The 24,929-nt window shown below is 43.4% G+C and carries 23 protein-coding genes and 1 riboswitch; of the genes, 11 read left to right on the top strand and 12 right to left on the bottom strand.

The genetic code is table 11. From position 1 onward, the window contains the following. Together MHI01_RS02650 and MHI01_RS02645 are read left to right on the top strand one after the other, a co-directional pair. The gene (locus tag MHI01_RS02650) at positions 1–1,629 is read left to right on the top strand and encodes a glycoside hydrolase family 13 protein (protein WP_340982456.1); all 1,629 of its coding nucleotides are present in this window, start codon (positions 1–3) and stop codon (positions 1,627–1,629) included. Between the two features lie 240 nt (positions 1,630–1,869). Continuing rightward, entirely contained in the window at positions 1,870–3,537 is a 1,668-nt protein-coding gene (locus tag MHI01_RS02645) for a glycoside hydrolase family 13 protein (protein WP_340982455.1), read from the top strand. A 97-nt stretch (positions 3,538–3,634) separates the two neighbouring features. On the opposite strand, the gene MHI01_RS02640 is transcribed toward MHI01_RS02645, so the two are convergent. The 4 genes from MHI01_RS02640 to MHI01_RS02625 form a co-directional block, all read right to left on the bottom strand. Then, complete coding sequence (locus MHI01_RS02640; RefSeq protein WP_036615433.1) at positions 3,635–3,916, bottom strand: GNAT family N-acetyltransferase; 282 nt, start codon at positions 3,914–3,916, stop codon at positions 3,635–3,637. Further along, on the bottom strand, positions 3,909–4,160 hold the full coding sequence (locus tag MHI01_RS02635) for a (4Fe-4S)-binding protein (protein ID WP_340982454.1): 252 nt from the start codon (positions 4,158–4,160) through the stop codon (positions 3,909–3,911). Before MHI01_RS02635 ends, MHI01_RS02640 begins: the two co-directional genes overlap by 8 nt. 272 nt (positions 4,161–4,432) lie before the next feature. After that, a complete protein-coding gene (locus MHI01_RS02630; RefSeq protein ID WP_340982453.1) occupies positions 4,433–6,187 on the bottom strand; it encodes a methyl-accepting chemotaxis protein in 1,755 nt (584 codons plus the stop codon). Positions 6,188–6,429: 242 nt separating this feature from the next. After that, a complete protein-coding gene (locus tag MHI01_RS02625) occupies positions 6,430–7,242 on the bottom strand; it encodes an alpha/beta fold hydrolase (RefSeq protein ID WP_340982452.1) in 813 nt (270 codons plus the stop codon). A 181-nt stretch (positions 7,243–7,423) separates the two neighbouring features. Here MHI01_RS02625 and MHI01_RS02620 point away from each other — a divergent pair, with 181 nt between their 5' ends. Continuing rightward, positions 7,424–8,284, top strand: coding sequence for a LysR family transcriptional regulator (locus tag MHI01_RS02620; protein WP_076210882.1), 861 nt, complete (start codon positions 7,424–7,426; stop codon positions 8,282–8,284). 16 nt (positions 8,285–8,300) lie between these two features. Here MHI01_RS02620 and MHI01_RS02615 read toward each other — a convergent pair whose 3' ends face one another. Next, a complete protein-coding gene (locus MHI01_RS02615) occupies positions 8,301–8,705 on the bottom strand; it encodes a VOC family protein (RefSeq protein ID WP_339193453.1) in 405 nt (134 codons plus the stop codon). A gap of 307 nt (positions 8,706–9,012) precedes the next feature. On the opposite strand from MHI01_RS02615, the gene MHI01_RS02610 reads away from it, so the two are divergent. After that, on the top strand, positions 9,013–10,752 hold the full coding sequence (locus MHI01_RS02610; RefSeq protein WP_340982451.1) for an ABC-F family ATP-binding cassette domain-containing protein: 1,740 nt from the start codon (positions 9,013–9,015) through the stop codon (positions 10,750–10,752). A gap of 70 nt (positions 10,753–10,822) precedes the next feature. On the opposite strand, the gene MHI01_RS02605 is transcribed toward MHI01_RS02610, so the two are convergent. Beyond that, entirely contained in the window at positions 10,823–11,233 is a 411-nt protein-coding gene (locus MHI01_RS02605; RefSeq protein WP_165980178.1) for a collagen-like protein, read from the bottom strand. A gap of 286 nt (positions 11,234–11,519) precedes the next feature. Beyond that, positions 11,520–11,693 (bottom strand): tryptophan RNA-binding attenuation protein, encoded by a 174-nt coding sequence (locus tag MHI01_RS02600; RefSeq protein WP_076253183.1) that lies wholly within the window; start codon positions 11,691–11,693, stop codon positions 11,520–11,522. Positions 11,694–12,032: 339 nt separating this feature from the next. Between MHI01_RS02600 and MHI01_RS02595 the strand changes: the two genes are divergently transcribed. The 5 genes from MHI01_RS02595 to tenA all read left to right on the top strand — a co-directional run bounded on the left by MHI01_RS02595 (position 12,033) and on the right by tenA (position 20,412). Then, positions 12,033–13,991: a beta-glucoside-specific PTS transporter subunit IIABC gene (locus MHI01_RS02595; RefSeq protein ID WP_340982450.1), complete on the top strand. Its 1,959-nt coding sequence runs from the start codon at positions 12,033–12,035 to the stop codon at positions 13,989–13,991. A 61-nt stretch (positions 13,992–14,052) separates the two neighbouring features. After that, positions 14,053–15,495, top strand: coding sequence for a glycoside hydrolase family 1 protein (locus tag MHI01_RS02590; RefSeq protein ID WP_340982449.1), 1,443 nt, complete (start codon positions 14,053–14,055; stop codon positions 15,493–15,495). 17 nt (positions 15,496–15,512) lie between these two features. Continuing rightward, positions 15,513–16,364 (top strand): PRD domain-containing protein, encoded by an 852-nt coding sequence (locus tag MHI01_RS02585; RefSeq protein ID WP_340982448.1) that lies wholly within the window; start codon positions 15,513–15,515, stop codon positions 16,362–16,364. A gap of 296 nt (positions 16,365–16,660) precedes the next feature. Further along, positions 16,661–19,333 (top strand): endo-1,4-beta-xylanase, encoded by a 2,673-nt coding sequence (locus MHI01_RS02580; RefSeq protein WP_340982447.1) that lies wholly within the window; start codon positions 16,661–16,663, stop codon positions 19,331–19,333. Between the two features lie 205 nt (positions 19,334–19,538). Beyond that, positions 19,539–19,636, top strand: a riboswitch (TPP riboswitch). A 113-nt stretch (positions 19,637–19,749) separates the two neighbouring features. Beyond that, complete coding sequence (gene tenA / locus MHI01_RS02575) at positions 19,750–20,412, top strand: thiaminase II (protein WP_445744890.1); 663 nt, start codon at positions 19,750–19,752, stop codon at positions 20,410–20,412. A 202-nt stretch (positions 20,413–20,614) separates the two neighbouring features. Here tenA and MHI01_RS02570 read toward each other — a convergent pair whose 3' ends face one another. Genes MHI01_RS02570 through MHI01_RS02550 form a run of 5 tightly spaced genes read right to left on the bottom strand, consistent with a single transcriptional unit; the run spans position 20,615 to position 22,927 of the window. Further along, the gene (locus tag MHI01_RS02570; protein WP_047843175.1) at positions 20,615–20,911 is read right to left on the bottom strand and encodes a spore coat protein; all 297 of its coding nucleotides are present in this window, start codon (positions 20,909–20,911) and stop codon (positions 20,615–20,617) included. 10 nt (positions 20,912–20,921) lie between these two features. Beyond that, positions 20,922–21,122: a hypothetical protein gene (locus MHI01_RS02565; protein WP_047843176.1), complete on the bottom strand. Its 201-nt coding sequence runs from the start codon at positions 21,120–21,122 to the stop codon at positions 20,922–20,924. Positions 21,123–21,153: 31 nt separating this feature from the next. After that, positions 21,154–22,290, bottom strand: coding sequence for a zinc-dependent alcohol dehydrogenase (locus MHI01_RS02560; protein ID WP_047843177.1), 1,137 nt, complete (start codon positions 22,288–22,290; stop codon positions 21,154–21,156). Continuing rightward, positions 22,287–22,673, bottom strand: a complete 387-nt coding sequence (locus tag MHI01_RS02555) for a spore coat protein (protein WP_047843178.1) — start codon at positions 22,671–22,673, stop codon at positions 22,287–22,289. The genes MHI01_RS02560 and MHI01_RS02555 overlap by 4 nt, the downstream gene beginning before the upstream one ends. Positions 22,674–22,684: 11 nt before the next feature. Beyond that, the gene (locus MHI01_RS02550) at positions 22,685–22,927 is read right to left on the bottom strand and encodes a hypothetical protein (RefSeq protein ID WP_036615405.1); all 243 of its coding nucleotides are present in this window, start codon (positions 22,925–22,927) and stop codon (positions 22,685–22,687) included. Between the two features lie 187 nt (positions 22,928–23,114). On the opposite strand from MHI01_RS02550, the gene MHI01_RS02545 reads away from it, so the two are divergent. Both MHI01_RS02545 and MHI01_RS02540 read left to right on the top strand, forming a co-directional pair. Beyond that, positions 23,115–23,399: a hypothetical protein gene (locus tag MHI01_RS02545; protein ID WP_036615403.1), complete on the top strand. Its 285-nt coding sequence runs from the start codon at positions 23,115–23,117 to the stop codon at positions 23,397–23,399. Between the two features lie 253 nt (positions 23,400–23,652). Beyond that, the gene (locus MHI01_RS02540; protein ID WP_340982445.1) at positions 23,653–24,738 is read left to right on the top strand and encodes an L-dopachrome tautomerase-related protein; all 1,086 of its coding nucleotides are present in this window, start codon (positions 23,653–23,655) and stop codon (positions 24,736–24,738) included. The last annotated feature ends 191 nt before the right edge of the window (positions 24,739–24,929 follow it).

The following is a 24,929-nucleotide window of genomic DNA, read 5'->3' as shown; positions in this document are numbered from 1 at the left end:
ATGGAAAATAAAAAATGGTGGAAAGAAACCGTTGTATATCAGATATATCCACGCAGCTTTCAAGATCGTAATGGTGATGGAATTGGCGACTTGGAGGGCATTGTATCCCGATTGGATTATTTGCAGCAACTCGGCATCGGTGCGATCTGGTTATCACCTGTCTGCAAGTCTCCTCAAGATGATTACGGATATGATATCTCAGATTATCAGGACATCGATCCGATGTTTGGGTCTTTGGAAGATATGGAACAGTTAATTCTGGAAGCCAAGAAACGAGACATTCGAATCATCATGGATTTGGTGTTGAACCACACTTCGGATGAACACCCCTGGTTTCTAGAAGCCAAAAAAGGCAAAGACAATCCGTACCATGACTACTACGTCTGGAGAGATGGCGTGGAAGGAACACCTCCGAACGACTTGGGTTCCACCTTTGGTGGTTCAGCCTGGGAATGGGTGCCTGAGATCGGGCAATATTATTTGCATCTATTTTCCGTAAAACAGCCCGATCTCAACTGGGAAAACCCCAAAGTCCGGCAGGAGATATATAACATGATTAATTGGTGGATCGACAAGGGTGTGGGTGGTTTTCGCCTTGACGTGATCGACTTAATCGGTAAAGAACCGGATTTGAAGATTACGGGAAACGGACCTAATTTGCATAAATATATCAGGGAACTGAGCAAGGAGACGTTTCAAAAAGCGGAAGACCTGCTAACCGTTGGAGAAACATGGGGCGCCACTCCGGAAATCGCCAAACTGTACAGCAATCCAGACGGCAGTGAGTTTTCAATGGTCTTCCAATTTGAACACATCAGCTTGGATGAACAAGAAGGCAAAGGAAAGTGGGATCTTAAACCTTTGGATGTGATGGCATTAAAAAAAGTGCTGTCCAAGTGGCAGACGGAGCTCAAGGGTGATGCCTGGAACAGTCTATTCTGGAACAACCATGACTTGCCACGTATCGTATCTCGTTGGGGAAATGATGGAGAATTCAGAGTTGAATCGGCTAAAATGTTGGCTACCCTTCTTCATGGCATGCAAGGTACGCCTTACATATATCAGGGTGAAGAATTGGGTATGACGAATGTTCAATATGCGATCGAGGATTATCGGGATATTGAATTGCTCAACTTTTATAAGGAAAGAATGGGGAAAGGTTATCCTGAACAAAGTGTGATGGAGTCGATCTACGCCAAGGGACGTGATAATGCACGCACACCTATGCAATGGGATACTTCCGATAACTCGGGTTTTACACAAGGGGAACCTTGGATTAAGGTGAATCCAAATTATAAGCAGATCCATGCCGAGGAAAGTTTGAATAACCCTGAATCCATATTCCATTATTACCGGAAGTTAATCCAACTCAGAAAAGATCATGAAGTCATTGTATATGGTGATTATGAGCTCATCTTTCCAGAGAACCCAGACGTGTTTGCATATACCCGAACGTTAAATGGTACGACAATTCTTGTGGTATGCAATTTCCAAGGATATACGACTGAACTTCCGCTTCAGGAGCAATTAACAGGGTCCTATCAGCTTTTGATAGCTAACTATACAGGTGAACTCTCGGAGAGCGAATTACGTCCATATGAAGCAAGAATGTACCTTATCAAGGCTTAGAAACATAATACTATAAATAAAGTCTATATAATCCGCGAAAAACAGACACACGTTAACGGAGAGGCAGAACCAATCTGGAGAAGCGAAGCGCTCGCCTTTATCACCGGATTTTTCCCTTGAAAAAGGGGAATCAAAAAATCTGGGGATAACAGCGATCGGAAGATGGTACTGTTCTCGTAGTGGCCTGTGTGATTGATTCGTGCGGTTTATAAAGTGGTCGAGAAAGAAGGATTGTATTCAATGAAAAGAGTATGGTGGAAAGAAGCAGTAGCTTATCAAATCTATCCGAGAAGTTTTATGGATTCCAACGGAGATGGGGTTGGTGACATCAAGGGGATCATATCTAAACTGGATTATATTCAAGATCTCGGTATTGATCTGATATGGATCTGTCCGATGTATAAGTCACCTAACGACGATAATGGTTATGACATCAGTGATTACTGTTCCATTATGGATGAATTCGGCACGATGGCGGACTTTGATCAATTACTGCATGAAGTGCATCACCGCGGCATGAAACTCATCATGGACTTGGTGATCAATCATACAAGTGACGAACACCCGTGGTTTATTGAATCCAGAGCTTCGCTGGATAATCCCAAACGAGATTGGTACATCTGGAGAGATGGGAAGAATGGAGACGAACCAAATAACTGGGAGAGCATCTTTGGCGCTTCTGCATGGGAATATGATGAAGCTTCCGGACAGTACTATCTCCATCTGTTCTCCAAGAAACAACCAGACTTGAATTGGGCAAATCAGGAAGTTCGGAAATCCATATATGAAATGATGAATTGGTGGCTGGATAAAGGGATTGATGGTTTCCGTGTGGATGCAATCAGCCATATTCACAAAGAAGAGGGCCTCTTGGATATGCCAATCCGAGAAGGCGTCAAATACATCTCTTCTTTTGAAAAGCATATGAATGTGAAGGGAATCCAGAGTTATCTGCAAGAAATGAAAGAGAACACATTATCCAGATATGACGTCGTGACTGTTGGGGAAGCAAATGGAGTTAAGGTAGAGGACCAAGAAGATCTGCTGGATTGGATCTGTGAAGTCAGAGGGAAATTTAATATGGTCTTTCAATTCGAACACCTGGACCTTTGGAAAAACAGTACAGACAGGCAACTGGATGTTCCCAAACTGAAAAACGTCTTGACCAAGTGGCAAAAATCACTGGAAGACGTCGGCTGGAATGCTTTATTTATTGAAAATCACGATCAGCCTCGCAAAGTTTCATCTTGGGGAAATGATACGGAGTATTGGTATGAAAGTGCCACAGCACTTGGAGCCATGTACTTTTTCATGCAAGGAACCCCTTTCATATATCAGGGGCAAGAGATAGGCATGACAAACGTGGCTTTCCCTTCGATAGAGGATTATAACGACATAGCCGATCGGAATTTATATCAGATCAAACGCGATGAGGGGATGTCGCATGAGGAGATCATGAACATCATCTGGGCTTCGAGTCGCGATAATTCCAGAACGCCGATGCAATGGTCTTCGGCCAAAGAGGCCGGGTTTACCAGCGGTACGCCATGGCTAAAAGTGAATGACAATTACGTCCATATTAATGTAGAGAAACAACTCCAGGAACCAGGTTCCATCCTTCACTTTTATAAACAAATGATTCAGCTGCGAAAAGAGCACGATACGTTGACTTATGGTATTTATGAGCTTCATATGCCGGATCATCCGAGTGTATATGCATATACACGTACACTGGCAGATCAACAGGTGCTGGTAGTAATCAATCTTTCTGAACACATGGTGGAGCTTGAGGAAGATGAGCTTGGCCTCAACTTCTCAGAGATCTGGCTTACCAACTATGAGAATGGCTTGCTGCCACTGGTGTTGCGACCGTTTGAAACTATTGTTGGATTAAGCATTAAAGTTTAAGTAGGATACGTAAAAAGGCGCCTATATCATGGTTTGAATGATATAGGCGCCTTTTATTGTTGTGTAATCCCATGAAAATCAACTGCGAATATTCGTTTTATTGATGGAGAACATCCGCGTATTCGGAAATACGTTCGAAACGTCCCTTGGCAAACGGACATAGAGGTAAAATCTTAATACCGTTTTCCCGCGCGTATTCCACCATCGCTTTGATAAGTTCATCGCCAAGCCCTTGTCCTCGGTAAGCATTTTCCACCAAAGTGTGATCAATGATGTATAGCTCTGGACTCGAGATTACATAGGTCATCACCGCAGCAATGTCACCGTTATCTTGAATAAGGAATCTTTTATTGGCAGGTTCATGTTCTACGTTATGCATGTTCATCCTCTTTCTTTGTTGAATATTCACCGTCCAGAAGCTTATACGTCAATGCTCCGCTTGGACATGTGTCAATATGCCGGGCAATGGCCTCCGAAGTGTCACCATCAGGATCAACCCAAGGACGCTTGCTTAAATCAAAAACAGCAGGGAGGCCCTTTACGCAAATACCGGAATGAATGCAGACTTCCGAATTAAACATAACCTCGATATCTTTACCGTAGTATAATTTCTCTTTAACCATAATGCATTCACATCTTTCACTGTTGAGTTTGAGTTTGTTTACAGATCGATATCCCAAGCATCCATGGTAATCCATGTCTGTCAGGCTACTTAATGTCCGAATTATAAATGAGGAATCGTTAATAAGTCAACGTGACATAGGACAAGAACACGGTCATTCTATGTGCTGATCAGAACCCTGAGTCCTCCGAAAAATTAACGCTCCAAGAAAGTTACGTTTCCGGCGGCGATTCTAAATTGTCATCTAACAACACCCTTAATGAGATTGGGAAATTATTTAGTGACTTCGATCTGAAATTGATCGGAATATGATTTGAGGTTGCCTGCAAGACCAGCGAGTTCCCCGGAGATGTTCGACAGTTCGCTTGCCGATCGCTGCTGCTCCACAGCACTAGCCGTGACTTCTTCGGCCATGGCTGAAGTTTCCTCGGTTGCGGAAGCAATATAACTGAGATTCTGTTCCAACTCCTGACGAATAGAGTGCATATCCATCGTCCGGCTGTCCAAACTCTGAGCCAACTCATGCACTTCGGTCGATAAGCGGCTAACCTGTCCAAATGCCTGGAGACAATCAGCGATTTGTTTCTCCTGTTCCTTAACAGCTACCATATTCGCATCAAAATGACTGCCCATCCGATGTATCTCTTGAACAAATGAACCCAGGATCTCATCAATCTCCTGGATCGAACGTTCGGATTGTTGAGCGAGCTGTCCCATTTCCCCAGCAACGACTGCAAAGCCTTTACCCGCTTCTCCAGCCCGGGCTGCTTCAATTGAAGCATTCAGGGATAGTATTTGAGTTTGTTTTAAAATGTTGTGAATCTGACCGCTAATAGAGGAAGCGAGTTCGGATTGAGTCGTCAGAGACCTGGAAATATCCTGTTGATGCTCAACACGCTTGGCATTCTCTCGGCCCTTCTCAAGCAGAACCTCATGTTCACGTGTAACTTGTACTTGAACAGAAGATAGCTGCTCTGAAGTATAAGTAAACTGTTTCACATATGAACCTACTTCATCCATTATTTTGCCGAGATTATCTGAATGCTGGACGGAGTGTTCTGTCTCTTCAGCCTGTTTCATTGAACCTATGGCAATCTCCTCAATTGCTCTGGAAAGTTCTTCGCTCTGACGTTGGTTTGTCTGAGCGGTTTCCGAAATATCTTTTGATGACTGCTGTAACGTATTTGATCCTTGCTGTATTCCCATCAGAATGTTCGTCAATTGGGCAACCATGATGTTAATCAAATCACTAATGTCACCGAGTTGATCATTGGACATATGTGTGGATACGACTGTAAGATTCCCATCAGCAACCTGCTCGAGACTTGACTTAATATCGCGTACTTGTCTAAGAATACCTCGTACTACGAATAACATCATGACCAAAGAAAGAATCAGTACAACCACAAAAATCGGGATTATGGTCCGATAAGCATTATTCACAGATGTCGCGGAGACTTGACTCACTGCTTCAGCAGAAATATCAATGCCCAGATATCCAATGACAGTACCTTGCGAATCCTTGATTGGTGTAAAGGAGGACAATAGCTGTCCCCAGGTTGGATCATCTACAATGCCTGTTGTGACGACTTCACCGCGTAACAAGCGTTCCTGAATCTGGGGATTGAATTCCATTGCAGTGCCGTAAGGACTGTACTCTGTATCATTCCAATCCGCTCCATCCACGGTGTAGATCCACCCGTCCGAAGTTTTGTTATACATATAAACATACAAGGCTCCCGATTGAAGCCTAACTTTAACGAGTTCGTCCCTAAGACTTTTATATTCGTTGCTCTCCTCTGAAGCAGTAGAAGATAATGTCTTAATTAATTCCGACTCCTGACCTAGTTGAGAGGCGGTATTCACAGCCAGCTGCTGATTGTTATGCTGCATGGTCATTAATGATGCATTTTCACTGGAGTCGATGGTGGCCCATATGATTAGACCGCCCATGGCCAGTAGCGGAACCAGAATAATCAAATACAGTTTGAACCTTAAATCCATCTTTTTTTTGCGAGTCTGTCTCACGTTCGGTTCCCCCTTGGATGTAATAAAGTAAATATGGTTATTCGTATAACCCCATACTATTTATCGTAATATTGAAGGGGGAAATGAAGACTAACACTAAATTTGTATATACATATACGTAGATTATAAACTAACAGTATGCAAGGACACCTTGCCATTAACCAAAAAAAGGCTCCACCAGCTTTATGCCAGTGGAGCGCTTAATTTTTCTCTTAGAGATTCTGTTCAATATACAAACCTACTCACGGATGTTTATTGCAGAAACGGTCGATATAATCAGAACATTGCCCCGGCTCATCTTCCATTACGAAATGACCAGCTTTGGGAATGACATGTAGGCAGGCATGGGGAATATCCTGGACAAGCCTCTTTGCGTACATAAGGGGCTGCCATTCGTCTTCTTCCCCCCATAAAATTTGAACGGGAACTTTCAGCTTGGGTAAATCTGTTCCATAGGATTCAGTATATTTTGCATTATAGTGAGCTACCTGATGGGAGAAAAAAGAGGCTTTGCCCAATGAACCTGCATGGGGTTCCAGATACGCATCAAGTGTATCGCCAGTCATAAGCTCTTTATTATACACTGCCATGGGTAATTGTTTCTTTAGCATGATATCAAAATCTGCACGGGGCATTTGTTCAACCTGTTCAAGCTGTTCTTCAATAATTTTCTTCCAGGTTGGTGAGGGCCACGAATCATAGCTGGGCATGTTGAGTAACGTAAGCGATTGTACACGCTCAGGCTGTTCCAAGGCTAGTTGGACTCCAACAATTCCACCTAGATCGTGGGCTGCGACATGTAACCGATCCATTCCGAGTACGTCTAAAAGCTGACTAAACAGCGTATATTGTGCTGCCACAGAAGTATCTGCTTCGAGTGGTCTTTCGGATGCTCCATATCCCAGAAGGTCATGAACATAGACTTTATATCCTTTTTGAACCAGAGAGGGTATTACTTTTCTCCATTCATAGCTATAAGACGGTGTTCCATGAAGGAGCCATATAGGAGAGCCTTCTCCGTATTGCTCATAAGCAATTCGATATCCATTAATCAAGATGGATGACGTTGCTACTGTTTGCATAGTGATTACTCCCTTCCATAAACAATTGAGATTAAAAATGAAATGGGCTCTTAATGAGCTACATTGAATATAAACGATTGCTTTCCATTAGTGAAATTGATAGTTTATATGTAAACGATCAGTTTTAATGAAGTTAAAAAGAAGGGAGCCAATGATGGAAATACGTCATTTGGTCACATTTATTACAATTGTGGAACACGAGGGATTTACCAAAGCTGCTGAGCATCTAGGATACGCGCAATCTACAATTACATTGCATATTAAGGCGTTGGAAGAGGAGATTAACTACCCTTTATTTGATCGGATTGGTAAGCGGGTTATTTTAACGGAGACCGGAAAAAAATTGTTGCCACATGCACAGAAAATGCTTGAGCTGTATCATATGATTAAGGAAGTGACTGCTGCACAAGGGGAATTAACAGGTAATATCGTGATCAGTATTGGGGAAACGTTGTTGATCTATCGTTTTCCACCTATTATTGAAGAGTTCAAAAAATTGCATCCTCATGTCAATATCGAGTGGCACCAATTAGATTCCGTACATTATAAAGAGAATTTGATGCAAGGTAAAAGTGATATTTCCTTCATGTTGGGGACAGAGGTGCATGATCCCAATCTGTACAGTGAGAAATTGGCTGAGGAGCCCATGATGCTGTTGTACCCCAATTCATTTGAGCTACAACGCGACATCGTACGAAGCAATTTACTTTTTACCGAAAGAGGTTGCGGTTATCGCACATTATTTGAACAATGCATTGAAGAGTATCAGATTGGGATTACTTCCAATATTGAATTCTGGAGTATTGAAGCTGTGAAACAGTCGATATTGAGCGGTATGGGTATATCCTTGTTACCTCGAATTACGGTAGAGAAGGAGCTGAAGGAGGAAAAACTTTCAGGTCAGCAGTACAAACAAAATCTAGCTACACAGTTGCTGTATCCCAAAAACAAGTGGATCTCTCCCCAAGTAGAAGCATTTATTGAGATCGTTAGAAAGCATGCCTCCCTATGGTAGCTCATTTCAACTGTCCTTAACGCCTACCACTGAACCGTTGGATTGCTTCCTCGGTCACCGGCGTGAAGAGATTAACCAGATTACCGTCAGGATCGCGAAACAGCACAGCACGATTCCCCCACGGCATTGTGGTAGGTTCCTTTACCCACTCATCGACAAACGGCTTCAAGCGCTCGTATTCGGCATCGACATCGTGGACGTGGAACTCAATAATGACAGTACGATTGTTGGCCGCCACAGCGGAACCAGCGCCAAACAGTTGCACCGTCTGGGAGTGGCCGATCGCTAGAGTGCACGATGGCATAACGAGTTCGGCAAAGACAGGTGCAGGGCGTTCCGCCGAAACACCCGTAATTTTCTCATAGAACTCGACAAGACGATCCACGTCATCAGTAATGATACGCACAGAAGCAAAATTCACGAGATATCATCCTTCCTATAATAAGTAATACATTTTGGATCAAAAACACTTCGCATTTACTTTTACTCCTTTACAATTGCTTACTCCAACTATACAAATACACTACTGACAACAGTATGTCAGTAGTGTTTTACGAAGAAACCACCGTCCACTAGCCATCATTCTATAGAACGTATTAGAGTTTCAAAGTGAGGGTAAGTGCTAAAAATCGATTGTACTTGGTGGTAAACAGTGTTACTCTAAAAGTCTGTGTTCGACAATATATTTAATATTAGCCACCAATTTAGTTGTAAAGAAAGGTAACACTATGATAAAAGTTGAAAACCTATCCTTCTCATTTCCACAAAAGGAACTATATAAAAACATTTCATTTACGTTTGAAGAGGCACAACATTGTGCTTTTATCGGAACAAGCGGAAGTGGAAAAAGTACATTGATCGATATCCTGATGGATCCGGAACGATATTTGTTCGAGGGCAAGTTAGAGATAGACCCCGATTGCAGAATCGGGTATGTGAGTCAGTTTTTGCAAGTAGACAGAACAAAAGAAATGACCGTTTTTGAATATATCGCAGAAGAATTCATCAAGATACAAGATGAAATTACAGCCATTTATGCGGAGATGGCCACCACATCGGATATGGATTCCCTGATGGAAAAGCTTCAATTGGCTTTGGATGCCTTCGAAGCGATGGATGGAGACAATTTCGAAAAAAACATCAATAAACAGTTAAACCTTGCCAACCTCATGAAGCTCAAAGAGCTTAGTATATCCGCTATAAGCGGTGGGGAATTCAAACTTATTCAAGTGATGAAGGAAATGCTGAATCGTCCAGACTTCATGATAATGGACGAACCTGATGTATTTTTAGACTTTGAAAACCTGAACGCGCTTAAAAAATTGATTAACACACACAAGGGAATGTTGCTGGTCGTTACGCACAACCGATATCTGTTGAACCATTGTTTCAACAAAATCATACACCTAGAAAACACAGAGCTCCAAGAGTTTGACGGGCGATATATCGATTATAACTTCTCACTGCTTCAGTCTAAGATCGAACTGCAAGAAATCGCAGTTGCTGAAGCTGAAGAAATTGAGAGATATGATCACATCATCGACAATCTTAGAGAGATCGCCACGTATAATTCGGAAGCCTCCAGAGGAAGAGCGTTAAAAGCCAGAGTCAAGTTTCAAGAGAGATTGGAAGCACGTCGAATAAAAGAGCCATTTGTCGATATCAAACAGCCGAATATCCGTTTTGGGATCAATAAGGAAATGGAAGATACCGTTGTGGTTAACGTCAATAACTATAACGTTTCCTTTGACGAGTTGCTTTTGGAAAATGTGAACTTTGAGATCAAATCAACAGATAAAGTAGCCCTGATCGGTCCTAACGGTACCGGGAAAACGACTTTACTCCGAGAAATCTTTAAAAACAATCAGGATTCCATTGAAATCAATGCTGATGTTAAGGTGGCCTATTTATCTCAGGTTCAAGGCGAAATGTTAAAAGATTCGAATACCATCCTAAATGAATTCATTGATTCCGGCTTTCAAACGTATGATGAAATTAGATCATATCTTCCAAACTATGGCTTTGAAGGAGAAATCCTTGATCAAAAGATTGAATCTTTATCTGGTGGAGAAAAAAATATGCTTCAACTGGCTAAAGTTTCTGCCAGTCAAGCCAACGTATTGCTCCTGGATGAACCGACAAGCCATCTGGACATCTATACACAAATCGCATTGGAGAAAGCCATTGAAGACTACAAAGGTGCGATTATCATGATTTCTCATGATTTCTATTCGGTTGTAAATGGTATGGATTATGTTTTAATTATCGAGGACAAAACGATTAGTAAAATGAGTATAGAAGAATTTAGACAGATGATTTATGCGAGTCATTTTAATGAAAACTATCTAGAAAATGAACAAAAGAAAAAGTCTGTTGAAATGAAAATTGAATTGGCTTTAAAAGATACTAATTTTGAACTTGCAAAGAGTTTGGTTGATGAGCTAGAAAAGCTGATTAAGTTGCTTTAGACAAGGTAAATATTCCATAAATCTAAATCCCCCTGTATGTGGATTAATCCGCATACAGGGGGATTTACTTCTAGAAACAGCTAAACGAGCTGATTCGCTGCAGATCAATGCCGGTGTATAGCCAGAAGAAGCCATTCCAACGGAAGCCAGCCACCGAATTTCTACCTACAAATACCGGGTACATCCAGAAGCCGGGACCACGATCCGGCCAAATATATGTGTAACGAAACAGGCAGCCGGATATGGCTCTTGGATCTACCGCATATAACGAAGCGGGTTGCTGTGGAATGAATGATGGTGGCGGCCCTGTAGGTGCCTGCACGCCTTGTGGTCCGCCGCCTCCACCCCCGGGGAACGATGGCGGACCAGGAAATCCGCCTGGTCCGCCGGGTCCTCCTGGTCCTCCGGGACCCCCTGGTCCTCCGGGACCCCCAGGGCCACCGAACCCTCCACCAGGTCCAAAAGGAGGTAAAAATGTCATATCACATCACTCCTGTTCATTAGTCTAATGTATTGTATGTAGGCAAATGAGAAGGGGAATGGGTGGAAGCCTATAGAAGGCCGCTAATTTGGTCATAGCCTTGTCAGCTAGATAGTAAAAAAGACAACAGAATTTGCCCAAAAGATATTATGTTTTATTAAATCCAACAAGGAAAAGCAAGCGTACCACGTCCTGATTGTACATTGGATACATTTTCACCGTTTATAAATTGGATAAAGACAGAAAGAGACCGCACTATAATAGTTACGGTCTCTTTCTACTTATTTTAAGTATGTTTTTTTATGAAGTGAAGTAATGTTTGTCCTAATGTAGTTAGAATTACGCCCTTACCTTCACATTTTGGACAAGGCACCATTTGGTCCTCCTCATTAACTTGCTTTTCGCCATTACAATGAGGACAAGAAAGTTCTAAATCATCTGTTGATATAACGACCGACACCTTTTAGCACCATCCTGTCATTTAGATTTAATGTGGTGTAAATTCAATTCGCTTTTTTTATAGTAGCTAATGTAGGATTTTTTTCAATATGTGCTGATATAACATGGGTGTAAATATGTTGCAGAAAAATGTCGAATAAAGTGATTGCTAACTAATTTATTGTGTGATATTATGATCCAGTAAACGTTTACATCGATAACGAATTGAATATTAGCAGTGTTTGGCTGTTACTGGTAAAGCAGGCATGACCAAAATGATTTTGCATTTTCCTTATGTGAGTAGGGGAAGGCATATCGTTTTGGTCTTTTTTATATCCAAATTCAGAAATGAGGCAAAGGTATGGATTATCGCAAGTTGGGACAAGAGATTACGGAATTGGTTGGAAAGAAGGATAACATCGCTCGGCTTACGCACTGCGCAACCCGACTTCGGTTCGAACTGCACGACATCTCCAAAGCGGAGACAGAAAAACTCAAAGCACTTCCAGGTGTCATTACCGTTGTGAACAATGGTGGACAATACCAGGTCGTTGTGGGCAATGAGGTGCAGCAGGTCTATCGAGTTATCACTCAGCAGATGGGTTCGGCTACCCGAATTGCGGAATCCAAATCGGATTCTGGCAAAAATAACGGACCAAAGCAAAAACAGAGCTGGATCTCCAGATTCATCAGCGTGATCTCAACAACATTTACTCCGGTAATTCCGGCAATCATTGGCGCGGGTATGATCAAAGCGATATTAGCCGTACTTGTGCTGACAGGCCTCGTAACGACGGAAAGCCAAAACTACTATATCCTTAATACCATTGCGGACGCGGCTTTTTATTTCATGCCAATTCTGCTGGCTTATGGAGCTTCCATTAAATTTGAAACTAGCCCCATTCTGGCGATGACAGTTGCCGGCGTGTTATTACATCCGGGATGGAGCGCCCTGATGGCGGAAGGAAAAGACGTGTTTTTCATCGGTGTGCCAGTTCGACTAACCGATTACGCGGGCTCCGTACTGCCGATTATTATCGTCGTTTGGCTCATGTCCTATATTGAACGTTTCGCGGATCGGGTATCGCCCTCAATGATCAAATTTTTCACGAAACCAATGATTGTACTATTGATTACAGCACCACTTGCATTGGTGGCGATTGGGCCTTTCGGAACGTACCTGAATGATCTGGTTGCGATGGGTGCAGAAGCGATCAATGCCAGAACCAGTTGGCTGATTCCGTTGTTAATGGGAACTTTGCAACCATTCCTGATCGTAACAGGTACCGCATGGGCGATGACACCGATTGCAACTAGCCAACTAACCAAAAATGGATATGAAATGATCAACGGTCCGGGAATGCTCGCGTCCAATATTGCTCAAGGTGGGGCCACCCTTGCTGTAGCATTAAAAACAAAAAACAAAAAACTGAAACAGCTCGCTGCTTCATCCGGTTTCACCGCCGTACTGGGCATCACGGAACCATCCTTGTATGGTGTAACGCTGAAACTGAAGAAACCCTTAATTGCCGCAATGATTGGTGGTGGTGTAGCAGGGATATATGCTGGTCTGACCGGATTAGTACGTTATGCCTTCGTTTCTCCTGGTCTTGCAGCGTTACCTGCCTTCATTGGAAGCAATCCGATGAACATCGTTCATGCCATTGTGACTTGTCTGATCGCTTTTATCGTTACCTTTGCTCTGACATGGATCATTGGTTTTGAAGATCCAGTGGACGATGAAGAAGAAGACAATTCCAACGTTAACGATGACAAGACGCTTTCTGGGCAGCCTGTTCAAGACAACACCCCAGACACTAAGTATGCTGCAAAAACAAATGCAAATGTACCACGCCAAAATGAATTACGCCCACTTACAATCGCCAGCCCGATGCAAGGGGAATTAGTCCATCTAGACCGTGTACCAGACGATGTCTTCTCTTTGGGATTACTGGGTAAGGGCGCTGCCATTATTCCTGCCAAAGGAGAACTGTATGCACCGATCGCAGGTGAAGTTACGGCTTTCATGGACTCCAAACATGCGGTCAAATTAAACGGTTATGATGGAGAAGAGGTGCTCATTCATATTGGAGTGGATACCGTCAACCTAAAGGGGAGACATTTTGACTCTTCCATTAAAGTAGGGGATCGCGTACAACGGGGGGACTTGTTGATCCGCTTTGATATCGATGCCATCAAGGCAGAAGGGTATGAAGTCATAACCCCGATCATTATCGCCAATTCGGATCGTTTCCCGGACATTAAGCTGGAGAAACAGAGTTCTGTGGAGGTTGGAGCGACCATTATCCACCTTTCGTAACAACCGTAATATGGTCCCGTCATATATCATGATCAATATTTAAAATGAAGGAGTGCTTGAGATGTTATATCAACACATCAAACCATTCCCCAATGAATTTCTGTGGGGAGGGTCTACCTCGGCCTATCAAGTGGAGGGAGCCTGGAACAAAGATGGCAAAGGCCTGTCCGTCATCGATATGTGTGATCATCCGGCTGGAACCGCCGATTTCACGGTTGCGAGCGATCACTATCACCGATTCAGAGAAGACGTGAAGCTTTTTGCAGAGCTGGGCCTCAAAGCATATCGTTTTTCAATTGCATGGACTCGAATCTTGCCTTCAGGCACAGGGGCTGTTAATGAGAAGGGACTCGATTTTTATCACCAATTAATTGACGAATTGCTGCTCCATGGTATTGAACCCATTGTGACCATGTACCATTTCGACTTACCCTACGAGCTTGAGAAAACCGGAGGGTGGAACAACCGGGGGACGATCGATGCCTTCGTCGAGTATGGGCGTATCTTGTTTGAACATTACGGGCATAAAGTGAAATATTGGTTGACCATTAATGAGCAAAATACGATGATTCTCCATCCAGGTGCTATTGGTACACCAAAAGGCGGACGTCTGCCTTCCAGTAAGGAACTGTATCAGCAAAATCATCACATGTTTGTAGCTCAAGGCAGAACGATGCGACTATTTCATGATATGCTCCCGCAAGGCAAGATTGGTCCTGCATTAAACATGACTTCCATGTACCAGGCAACCTCCAGACCAGCCGATGCAATCGCTGCTCATAACTGGGAGACGATTCGCGGATGGGGTTTTCTCGACTTATCGGTGTGGGGACAGTATAATCCATTATTCTGGAGTTATTTACAGGAACGCGGCATCGAGCCGGTTATTGAGCAGGGTGACATGGAAGATATCCGGTCTGGCCGCCCCGATCTGGTAGCAATCAACTACTACTCGACGGCAACCATTGCCGCCAGTATGGGCGATGCGTCGGATGTTACAGCTCGTGCAGGGGATCAGCAAATTATGCTTGGTGAGCAGGGAGTTTACCGGGCAACGGAGAATCCTTATACCGAAAAAACAAAATATGGCTGGGTCATCGACCCGGTTGGCCTAAGGCTGACATTGCGTAAGGTATGTGAACGATATGGTCTCCCTATTCTAATTACGGAAAATGGTATTGGAGCCCCGGATGTACTTGAGGCAGATAACACCATTAACGATACGTACCGGATTGATTTTATCGAGAAACATCTGGAACAGATCAGACTGGCTCTAACAGATGGAGTAGATGTGATTGGTTATTGCCCTTGGTCCGTTATTGACGTGGTAAGCACACATCAGGGGTATGGGAAACGTTATGGAATGATCTATGTAAACCGCGGTGAACAGGATCTGAAAGACTTGAAGCGTTTGAAGAAGAAAAGCTTCTCGTGGTATCAAGAGGTCATTAAACAGAATGGCAGATGTATCGGAAATTCGGATCAGGCGGTCACGAAAGAATAAAGGATCGTGATGAATGCATGAGAGTAATCAAAATATTAAATAACAGCTTGCTTCTGATCAAAGATGAACAGGGGCAAGAGATGATTGTCATGGGAAAAGGGTTGGCATTCAAAGGCAAAGTCGGCGAGCGGCTGGATGAAGAACACATCCAGAAACGATTCATTTTGCAAAATAATCCGTCTGCCCAGGCTTACGTACGAACCATCGAAAACATGCCAGAAAAACATGTGAATGTCATAAACAAACTGATTACCAATGCAAAAGAAAAGCTGTCTCTTGACGATCAAATCTTCTTCACGCTTATGGATCACTTGTCATTTGCCATTGAACGATGGAAAAAAGGTGTAGCATTACAGAATCGCATGTTATGGGAGATCCAGAGGTTTCATCCTGTCGAATTCGCACTGGGCCTTGAAGCCGTTCAGATGCTGAATCTAGAATTGGAGGTTGAACTGCCGGAAGAAGAAGCAGGGAATATCGCTTTTCATTTCGTGAATGCCCAAACACATGAGCAGAATATGGAGCGCACGATGCAATCCGTTAAGATGTTAAAAGATATTTTTAACCTGATTCAATACACCTTTGATATGCAATTGAACAAAAATTCCATCCATTATGTGAGACTTGTCACACATTTGCAATTCTTCATCCAGCGTTTACAAGAAGGGCGTCTGGGCAATTCGGCGAAAGATTTTATATTTCAGCACATGGTGAAGGAGCATCCGCTTGAATACAAATGCGCGGAGATGATTAAAACCTACGTGCAGAATATGCTGGATATCTCCATATCAAACGAGGAATTATTATATTTGATGATTCACATAGCTCGAATTGTGCAGGAGGATCAGGGTCACGAGGGACGATTATAAAACAAAGTTTATATTCCTGTTAGCAGACAGGAAAAAAGATACTTTCTAACGATGACCGTTTTCTCGTATTTTATCGGGAAACGGTCTTTTATTTTTGCACATATGTAGCGGCTTTTTGATATTCCACGCGAACGAACTCCAGCTTCCTAAACCCACATGAGATTACCAAGCGATAACATTTTATTATAATTATTGGAAATTTGTTATATGTAAGCGCTATCTAAAGAGCTATAATCTATTTATCTGGATGTTAATCCGTTCAGAAATACTTAGACCAAATCAAGAGGAGGAATTGTATGAAACGGTTAGGTCAATGGAATATAACGGCCTTGGTTCTTGTGCTGGTACTCGCCATGCTTCCATTTACGAATGTCTCACATGCTGCCAAGGCAGTTACGGAAGTGGAGGGAGGTCATTTGAGCACAAACTTTGAAGACGGTACGCTTCAGGGATGGACTCCACGTATAGGTAACGAAAGGCTGACAGTGACACAGCAGGAGGCACACGAAGGTCAGTCCAGTATGCTGGTCGCCAACCGTGAGCGTTCCTATCATGGACCGATGTTATCCATGAAGGATCTGCTTAAGCGTAACCAAGAGTACGAAATTGCGGCATATGTAAGACTTACCCAGGAGCCCACCACGGATCAAACACTACAGCTCACCACATATAAAAAAACAACTGCCGAAAGCTGGAACCCGATCGGTAGCGTGAAAATTGCCAAAGCAGAATGGAATACATGGCACAAGATCACCGGAAAATTTCAGTATAGCGATGATCCCACTGAATTGAATTTGTTCATCGAAACACCCTACATCTCTGAAGATAGCGTAGATACGTTATCGTTCTATGTGGATGATGTATCATTTACTCTGGCCGAGCAACTGGAGATTGAAGAAGGGATTCTGTCTCTGGAGGACCTGTATCAAGATGATTTCCCCATTGGTGCAGCGGTGTATCGCTGGCAGTTGGAAGGCGCATATGGACAACTGCTCACAAAGCACTTTAACAGCTTGACCGCAACCTATGAGATGAAACCGAAGTACATGTCTCCTTCCGAAGGTGTCTATGAGTTCGAGGCAGCCGATCAATATGTTCAGTTCGCTGAGGAGCATGGTATGGGCGTACGCGCACATGCGTTGTTGTGGCATATTGATGCTGCAGAGTGGATGTTCAAGGATCCTCAGGGTAACCCTGCGAGTCGAGAATTACTGCTTGCCCGGATTCAGGATTATGTTGAAACCGTCATGACCCGATACAAAGGTAAGATCTATGCCTGGGATGTGGTAAACGAGGCGATTGCGGATAGCAATGGTGATGCCAACGGTTTACGTAAAAGTCCCTTTTATGAAATAATCGGTCCAGATTACATTGAGAAAACCTATGAATTCGCTCGTGCAGCCGATCCGGATGCCAAATTATATTACAACGAATACTTCACGGAAATCCCTGAGAAAAGAGAGCATATGTATCGATTGGTCAAACGACTGAAAGAGAAGGGGCTCATCGATGGTGTGGGTTTGCAATCCCACTATAACCTGGAATCCCCGCCCATCAAGGAAATTGAAAAAACGATCAACATGTTCGCCGAACTTGGATTGGATATTCAGATCACGGAACTGGATGTGGATAGCGGAATTCCATTTGGTGAAGAGATGTCAGATGAAGTTGCGGTAAAGCAGGCGTATCGATATAAGGAACTGTTGGATCTGTACCAAAAACACAAAGACCACATTTCTTCAGTTACCTTATGGGGACTCCAAGATGAGAAGTCTTACAACAACCAGGCTATGCTGTTTGATTCAGCCCTGAAGGCCAAAAAAGCATACTGGGGACTTGTGGATGAATCCAGCTTGCCTGTGTTGACACAGAGAGCCGTCTCACTTTCGGGTAAACCGGATATCAAAAAACAGTCACAAGATCCGCTCTGGAACAAAGCGGTGTCTACTCCACTGAAGGGTGACTCTTCGGGATCAGCCAGTTTCCGCACCTTATGGGATCATAGTAACCTGTATATCCTCGTGGATGTTCAGGATGCGAAGGCAGATGTGAATGACAAAGTAGATATCTTTGTTGATCTCAATAATGGCAAGACCACTTCATATGAAGTAGATGACCGACATGTAATCATTAAGCGGTCGGGCAAAGCTGAGGGCGTGGAGCAGCGTTCATATCGTGTACGCGAGACCAAAACCGGATATCAGGTTGAATTGTCCATTCCGTGGGGTGGTATCCAAGTCGGATCAGAATATGAAGCCGGATTGGATATCCGTGTGACTGATGGCGGTATAAGTGGGACACAACCTTATAATCCACTGTACTGGAATGATCGAACACAATCTCAGGAACAGGATACAAGCAAATACGGCGTGATTCAGCTTGCCCCTATGCCCAAATCTGCACAAGCTGTACAAGGGATTGTTCAGATTGATGGGAAGAAAGACACATCATGGAATAAGGTTGCACCGTTTGAAGTAAACCGGTTGAACCAAAGCGAAGGTGCAGAGGCAGTGGCTCGCGCAATGTGGTCAGGTGAATATCTATACCTGCTGATCGACGTCACTGATCCAAACATCATCACAGATAGCATCAACCCATGGGATCAGGATTCGGTTGAGATTTTCCTGGACGAGAATCACCAGCGCACACCGTATTTTCAATATGATGATGCCCAGTTCAGAATCAGTGCAGACAATGTAGGAACCTTTGCAGGCGGTGCCTCACCCGGACGCCTTGTAAGTGCTGTGAAGAAAACGAATAAAGGATACCTCGTAGAAGCCAGAATTCATTTACAATCATTGACGCCCAAAACAGGAAATGTTCTCGGCTTCGAGCTTCAAATTAACGACAACCAGGGCGGAGGTAAGCAGAGCGTAGCTAAATGGAATGATACGACCAATGAGAGCTGGAGAAACACTTCCCAGTACGGAATACTCACTTTTGTGGGAAAGAACAAACTCGGGCATTAAACCATCGGCAGTAGTTGCAAGAATAGAAACCATCATAACAGTGGCTAAAACTCAACCATTGTTGTGATGGTTTTCATCGTTTACATACGTCACTCAAGCTGATGAGGGCGATACAATCTGCCTTGACTATATTTAACAGCCCTTGATATACTAAATAGATGTTATTTTTTCTTTTATGCGGATAAGAAAGTAATCAACTACATACAACCGTTTGCGAGGGAGCCTTAACCGGCTGAGAGGGTGTTAAACCGACCTTACCTGATTTGGATAATGCCAACGTAGGGATGCAACGATGAAACGCTGTACTTGGGTAGCTCATGCGAACCCCCTTGTTTTAGTGTATTTGTCTGCGAAACATCCTATGGATGTTTCGTTTTTTTGTTTTTAAATACGTACATTATGAATTGGAGGAACATATGTTGACTATTTCAGAGAGACTATATCAGGCCGCACAGCCCGTGTGGAAGGAATGTCTCGAGCATCCCTTTGTTAAAGGAATCGGAGATGGTACCTTACCGGTTGAACAATTTCGTTATTATTTGCTACAAGACTACTTGTACCTGTTCGATTATGCCCGCGTATTTGCACTAGGTATTGTCAAGTCGCACGACCCCAAATTGATGCAGTTTTTTAGTGAAAACGTAGATAACATCCTGAATGGTGAAATGAAAATTCATCGTTCTTATATGGAGCGATTAGGAATTACAGAGGATCATGTTTTCCAGGTAAAACCTGCCCTGAAAAATGCAGCCTATACTAACTATATGCTCTCTGTTTCCCATGCGGGTGGCATAGCAGAAGTACTTGTATCCATTCTGGCCTGCTCATGGAGCTATGCAGAGATTGGTCAAGTCCTTGCCCAAAAGCCAGGTGCAGCTGAGCATCCTTTTTACGGAGAGTGGATCACAGGATATGCTTCCTCTGAATACAACAGCAACAATCAATCCCTAGTGACGTTAACTGATAAGCTATTAGAAGGCTGTAGCGAGGGAACGTACCAACGGATGGAAGATATTTTCGTGATGTGCAGTCGCTTTGAACTTGATTTTTGGGAGATGTCATGGAGGCTGGAGCCTTAAGTTCACTGTAGTCAATTAAAGTTGAGAGCAGCGTCCATAAAACAGTCTCAGGATGGAAATTAAGTAAAGGAACGCTTGTATAAGCGTGTTTCGTGATGATACCGAAAAAAGGGCGGAGTGTATCCGCCTTTTATTATTGTTGAAATTCTTGACATAGGAACATTTTGTTCTCTGAAGTCTCTGGCTAAAATCAAAAAGGGTGTCAGGACGGAATGTTCATAGCAGTCTGAATGTTTTTCAGATCGAGCTGAATTTGCTCTGCAATATGGTAAGGGTGGTATAAGCCATGCTGCACCATGTAATTTGATATCTTTTCATGAGAGTCTATCGCTTCATCGAGCTGTTTCATCAAAATTTGTTTGATTTCGGGGGTGGCACATTCGGTCACAGCCATGGCGTAGTTTCTGACACTGCTCTTGGCGTTCATCAAAAAATCCATTGCGATTACGTCATCGGTCAACGTATTAAGACCAGTCATATGTTCTAATATTGGGTTCATTTTTTATCTCCTATACAGTCGCTTTAGACAGCACTTCACCGAGCTCCTGAAGTTGCTGTTGTGATAATATCGCATCTTGTTGCAAAATTTGCTTGAGCTCCGGGTCGGTTACCAGAGCTTGCATGGTCTTGGATTTAGTCATACAAACCGTCTTGAACGCAGCTATTTCATGCACCTCGAGCATCTCATGCAAAGCGTAAGTGGAATCCATTCAGATTGTCCTCCCATGTATCTATTCATATTTAAGGCTTTAAGATGACTTTAATGCAATCGTCCGTTTTTGTATCGAACACTTCATAGCCCCGTTTGGCCTCGCTGAGCGGAATGACGTGCGTAACAATGTCGCCAGGGTCCACTTTGCCAGACGTAACCAACTCGTACATGTATGGCATGTAGTGAATGACCGGAGCTTGTCCGGAACGGATATTCACGTTTCGCTGCATGATATCACCGAGCGGGAATCCGTTATAACGTCCGCCGTATACCCCAGTGACTTGAATGGTGCCACCTTTGCGAACAGCCTGAGATGCAATGATAAATGCGCTCATGGTGCCGCCTTGCAGTTTCATACCGCTGGCTAGAAATTCAAGATCGCTCATCTTGCCGTCCATTCCTACCGCATCAATGACAACATCGGCGCCGCCTTTGGTCATTTCCTTGAGAGTGTTCCCAATATTCTTATCCTGTTCGAAGTTTACTATTTCCACATGGTTTGTTCGCTTCGCATGCTTTAAGCGGTAATCGACATAGTCGACGGCTATGACCCGCTTAGCTCCTTTCAGCCAGCAGAACTTCTGGGCCAGGAGTCCGACCGGGCCGCAGCCGAGCACAATGACCGTATCTCCATTTTTAACGCCGGCGTTATCTACGCTCCAGAATGCCGTCGTCATGGCATCGGCGATCAAGCTTAGCTTTTCGTCCGGTTGTTCGCAGTTTTCAGGGATCTTAAAGTGGGTAAAATTAGCAAATGGGACCCGTAAATACTCCGCTTGCCCGCCGGGATATCCACCGGTCGTTCCAGAGTAGCCGAAATATGCGCCCATATCCCCGTGCTCGTTGGAATTGTCACATTGGCTTTCCAGCTGATTTTTGCAAAAAAAGCATTCTCCGCATGCGATGTTAAACGGGATGATTACGCGGTCGCCTTTTTTTACCTTGGTCACGCCAGGGCCCACTTCTTCTACGATCCCCATCGGCTCATGTCCGATGACATAGTTTTCCTGAAGGTTAGGGATCATCCCGTGAATAAGATGAAGGTCAGAACCGCAAATCGCGGTACTGGTGATCTTTACGATCATATCGTCCGGTTTCACAATCTTCGCATCCGGCACCTCTTTGACCACGACATTTTTAACCCCTTGATACGTTACCGCCTTCATGCTTTATGTCCTCCAATATGTTCATCTGGGGTCCGATCAAACATCCCTTTACGTGACGTATCACCCGGGAACAGATTCATCTGCCCGATCATCACCGTATTTTTCGCCGAAAGCTGATCGAGTTGGTACTGTTCGTTCAGCTCATAAGGATGAAACCATTTTTTGCGAATCATGAGCTCCGAAATTTCTTGGTGCATTGCAATTCCCTGCTTCAGATGAGTATGCAACAGGGCTCTTACATCCGGTGAAGCCGTTTCCGTCAGGGCGATGGACAAATTACGTACACCCTCCTTGGCACGAAGAAGGAAGTCCATGGCAAAAGTCATATCTGCCATTTCCGGCATATTCAATGAATTAATCGGATCTAAATAATCGGTATTCATCTGAGTTCCCCTTAATGTGTTATAGGTGTCGGATTATTCGGAACGGGTGCTTGAAAAGGAGCTCTTGCGTAGATTGCTTGCAGCTCAGCAATCTGTTGTATGGATTGAATTACGTCTTTCTGCATTAATGCTTTTAGCTCTTGGTCAAAGACCAGGCCTTGCATAAGTTTCGACTTAGCGATGCAGAGCGTTTTGAAGTTTAACGCTTCATGCAGTTCCATCGATTCGTGCGGCGCTAGCGTTGGATTAGCCATTCAGAAATGATCCCCTCCTTTTTCATCAAGATTAGATTTTCCAATGCATCGGATCTTATACTAATATGATCACCGGAGAGGTAAGATCCGAATATTCCCATACAGTCGCAGGGATATAAACAAAATCTCAATCCCATACTTATTTCTGTTTAAATGAATGATCTTACTCATGGAAGGAGGAGTCACGGTGCCCAATAAAAACAAAATTGATCTAGCAACCGAAAACGCAAGAAAACCAGCAGAAGATGCACTTAACTCGAGTGGTAGTAATACGCTGGAGCAGCATGCATCTAACGCGGTTTCTAAGGTGCAGACGGCTTTAAATCAGGCAATAAGCTCGTTAAGTGAATCTAATGCGGCAACAAATTCACAAGCGTTGGAGATTGCCAGGCAGCAATTGACCCGAGCAGAGGAATTTTTAGATCAAGCGATAACTTCAGCCAATGCATTAGGTTTACCGGACCAACAATAAAACGGTTTTGGTACTGATAAGCTTGGCAAAGTTTTGCGTTGACGATCGGAAGAAGCATTTTTCCTAGAGCACATATAGTTAACGTCAACATGCTTCGGCTTACGCCGAAGTTTTTTTGTATTTTTAAATGTATCGGACAATTTCAAAATCGAGGTTAAAAAAGAATGATTAAGGGCCAGGCATTAGAAAAAGTCTTGAACATAATTATAGGTAATATCTATTCAACTATGTTGAGGAGGACATCATACAGCCTATGTTACCTATGGAAGAATATTTTGGTAAGTTAGAACTCGTTCATTCCTTTTACGGGGCTATGCCTACAGGCGTTAGTGTATCCGAAACCGGGCGTACCTTTATTTGCTTTCCAAAATGGGGAGATGACGTTAGATTTACGGTAGCGGAAATTGTTGATGGTCAGATGCAACCTTATCCTAATGAAGAAACGAATTTGATCAACCCATTGAATATCGTTATGTCCTTCATTAGTGTCCAGAGTGTTGTTGCAGATGGAAGGGGAACCCTGTGGGTACTGGACACGGCTGCACCAAACTTTTCAGAGCCTATTAAAGGAGGGGCAAAATTAGTCGCGGTAGATTTAGAAACAAATACAATAAGAAAAGTATATACATTTGCAGATGATGTAGTCTTGCCAACAACGTATCTGAATGATGTCCGATTTGACTTTCGTGTAGGAAAAGCAGGTTTCGCATATATAACGGATTCTTCTTCCAATGGTCCAGGCGCTATTATCGTCGTAAATTTAGAAAACGGAAATGCGTATAGACGGTTGCATGGAGCAAGCTCGACCTCACCCGATCCATATTTTGTGCCAAAAGTGGAAGGTGAAATTTTGATGAATCGAAACGCGGATGGTTCGACATCTCCCTTTCGATTGGCCTCTGATGGTATAGCCATTTCCCCTGATGGAAAAATGTTATTCTATTGTCCATTAACCAGTCGCCAGCTATACTCGATCTCAACAGAATCGTTAAGAGACAGAACGATACCGGATTTTAAGTTAAGTGATCTTGTGCAGTATTGGGGAGAGAAGGGTGCATCTGATGGGATGATCACAGACGCTAAAGGAAACGTTTATGCTGGAGATTACGAAAACGATAGTATTCGAAAGATATTGCCGAATGGAATCATGGAAACCATCGCCCATGATCCCCGAATTTTATGGCCGGATACTTTTTCGATTGGTCCGGATCAATACTTATATGTGATTGTGAACCAATTACATAGGCAGGCGAGATTTCATTATGGAAGAGACCTGCGACAAAAACCGTACATTTTACTACGTTTGAAAATTGATGAATTACCTGCTCCTACCTTTTGATATACATCCCACTTTACGCGTACAATCGTGTCAGCCCCAAAAGACATAATTAAACATTTCAACAAGAAGCCCTGATATAATAAGCGAATAGCAAACTATCTATTTTCTATGGAGGTGAGGCTATTGAAAACAATCGGGGTAGGATTCTTACATGCACGGCTCTATGCAAAGCCAGTGAAGGATATGGCAAT

Source organism: Paenibacillus sp. FSL M7-0656 (assembly GCF_038003225.1).
In the GTDB taxonomy this organism is placed as follows: Bacteria; Bacillota; Bacilli; order Paenibacillales; family Paenibacillaceae; genus Paenibacillus; species Paenibacillus amylolyticus.
Note: the sequence above shows the minus strand (reverse complement) of the source record. Positions and strands in the feature narration are given on the sequence as shown.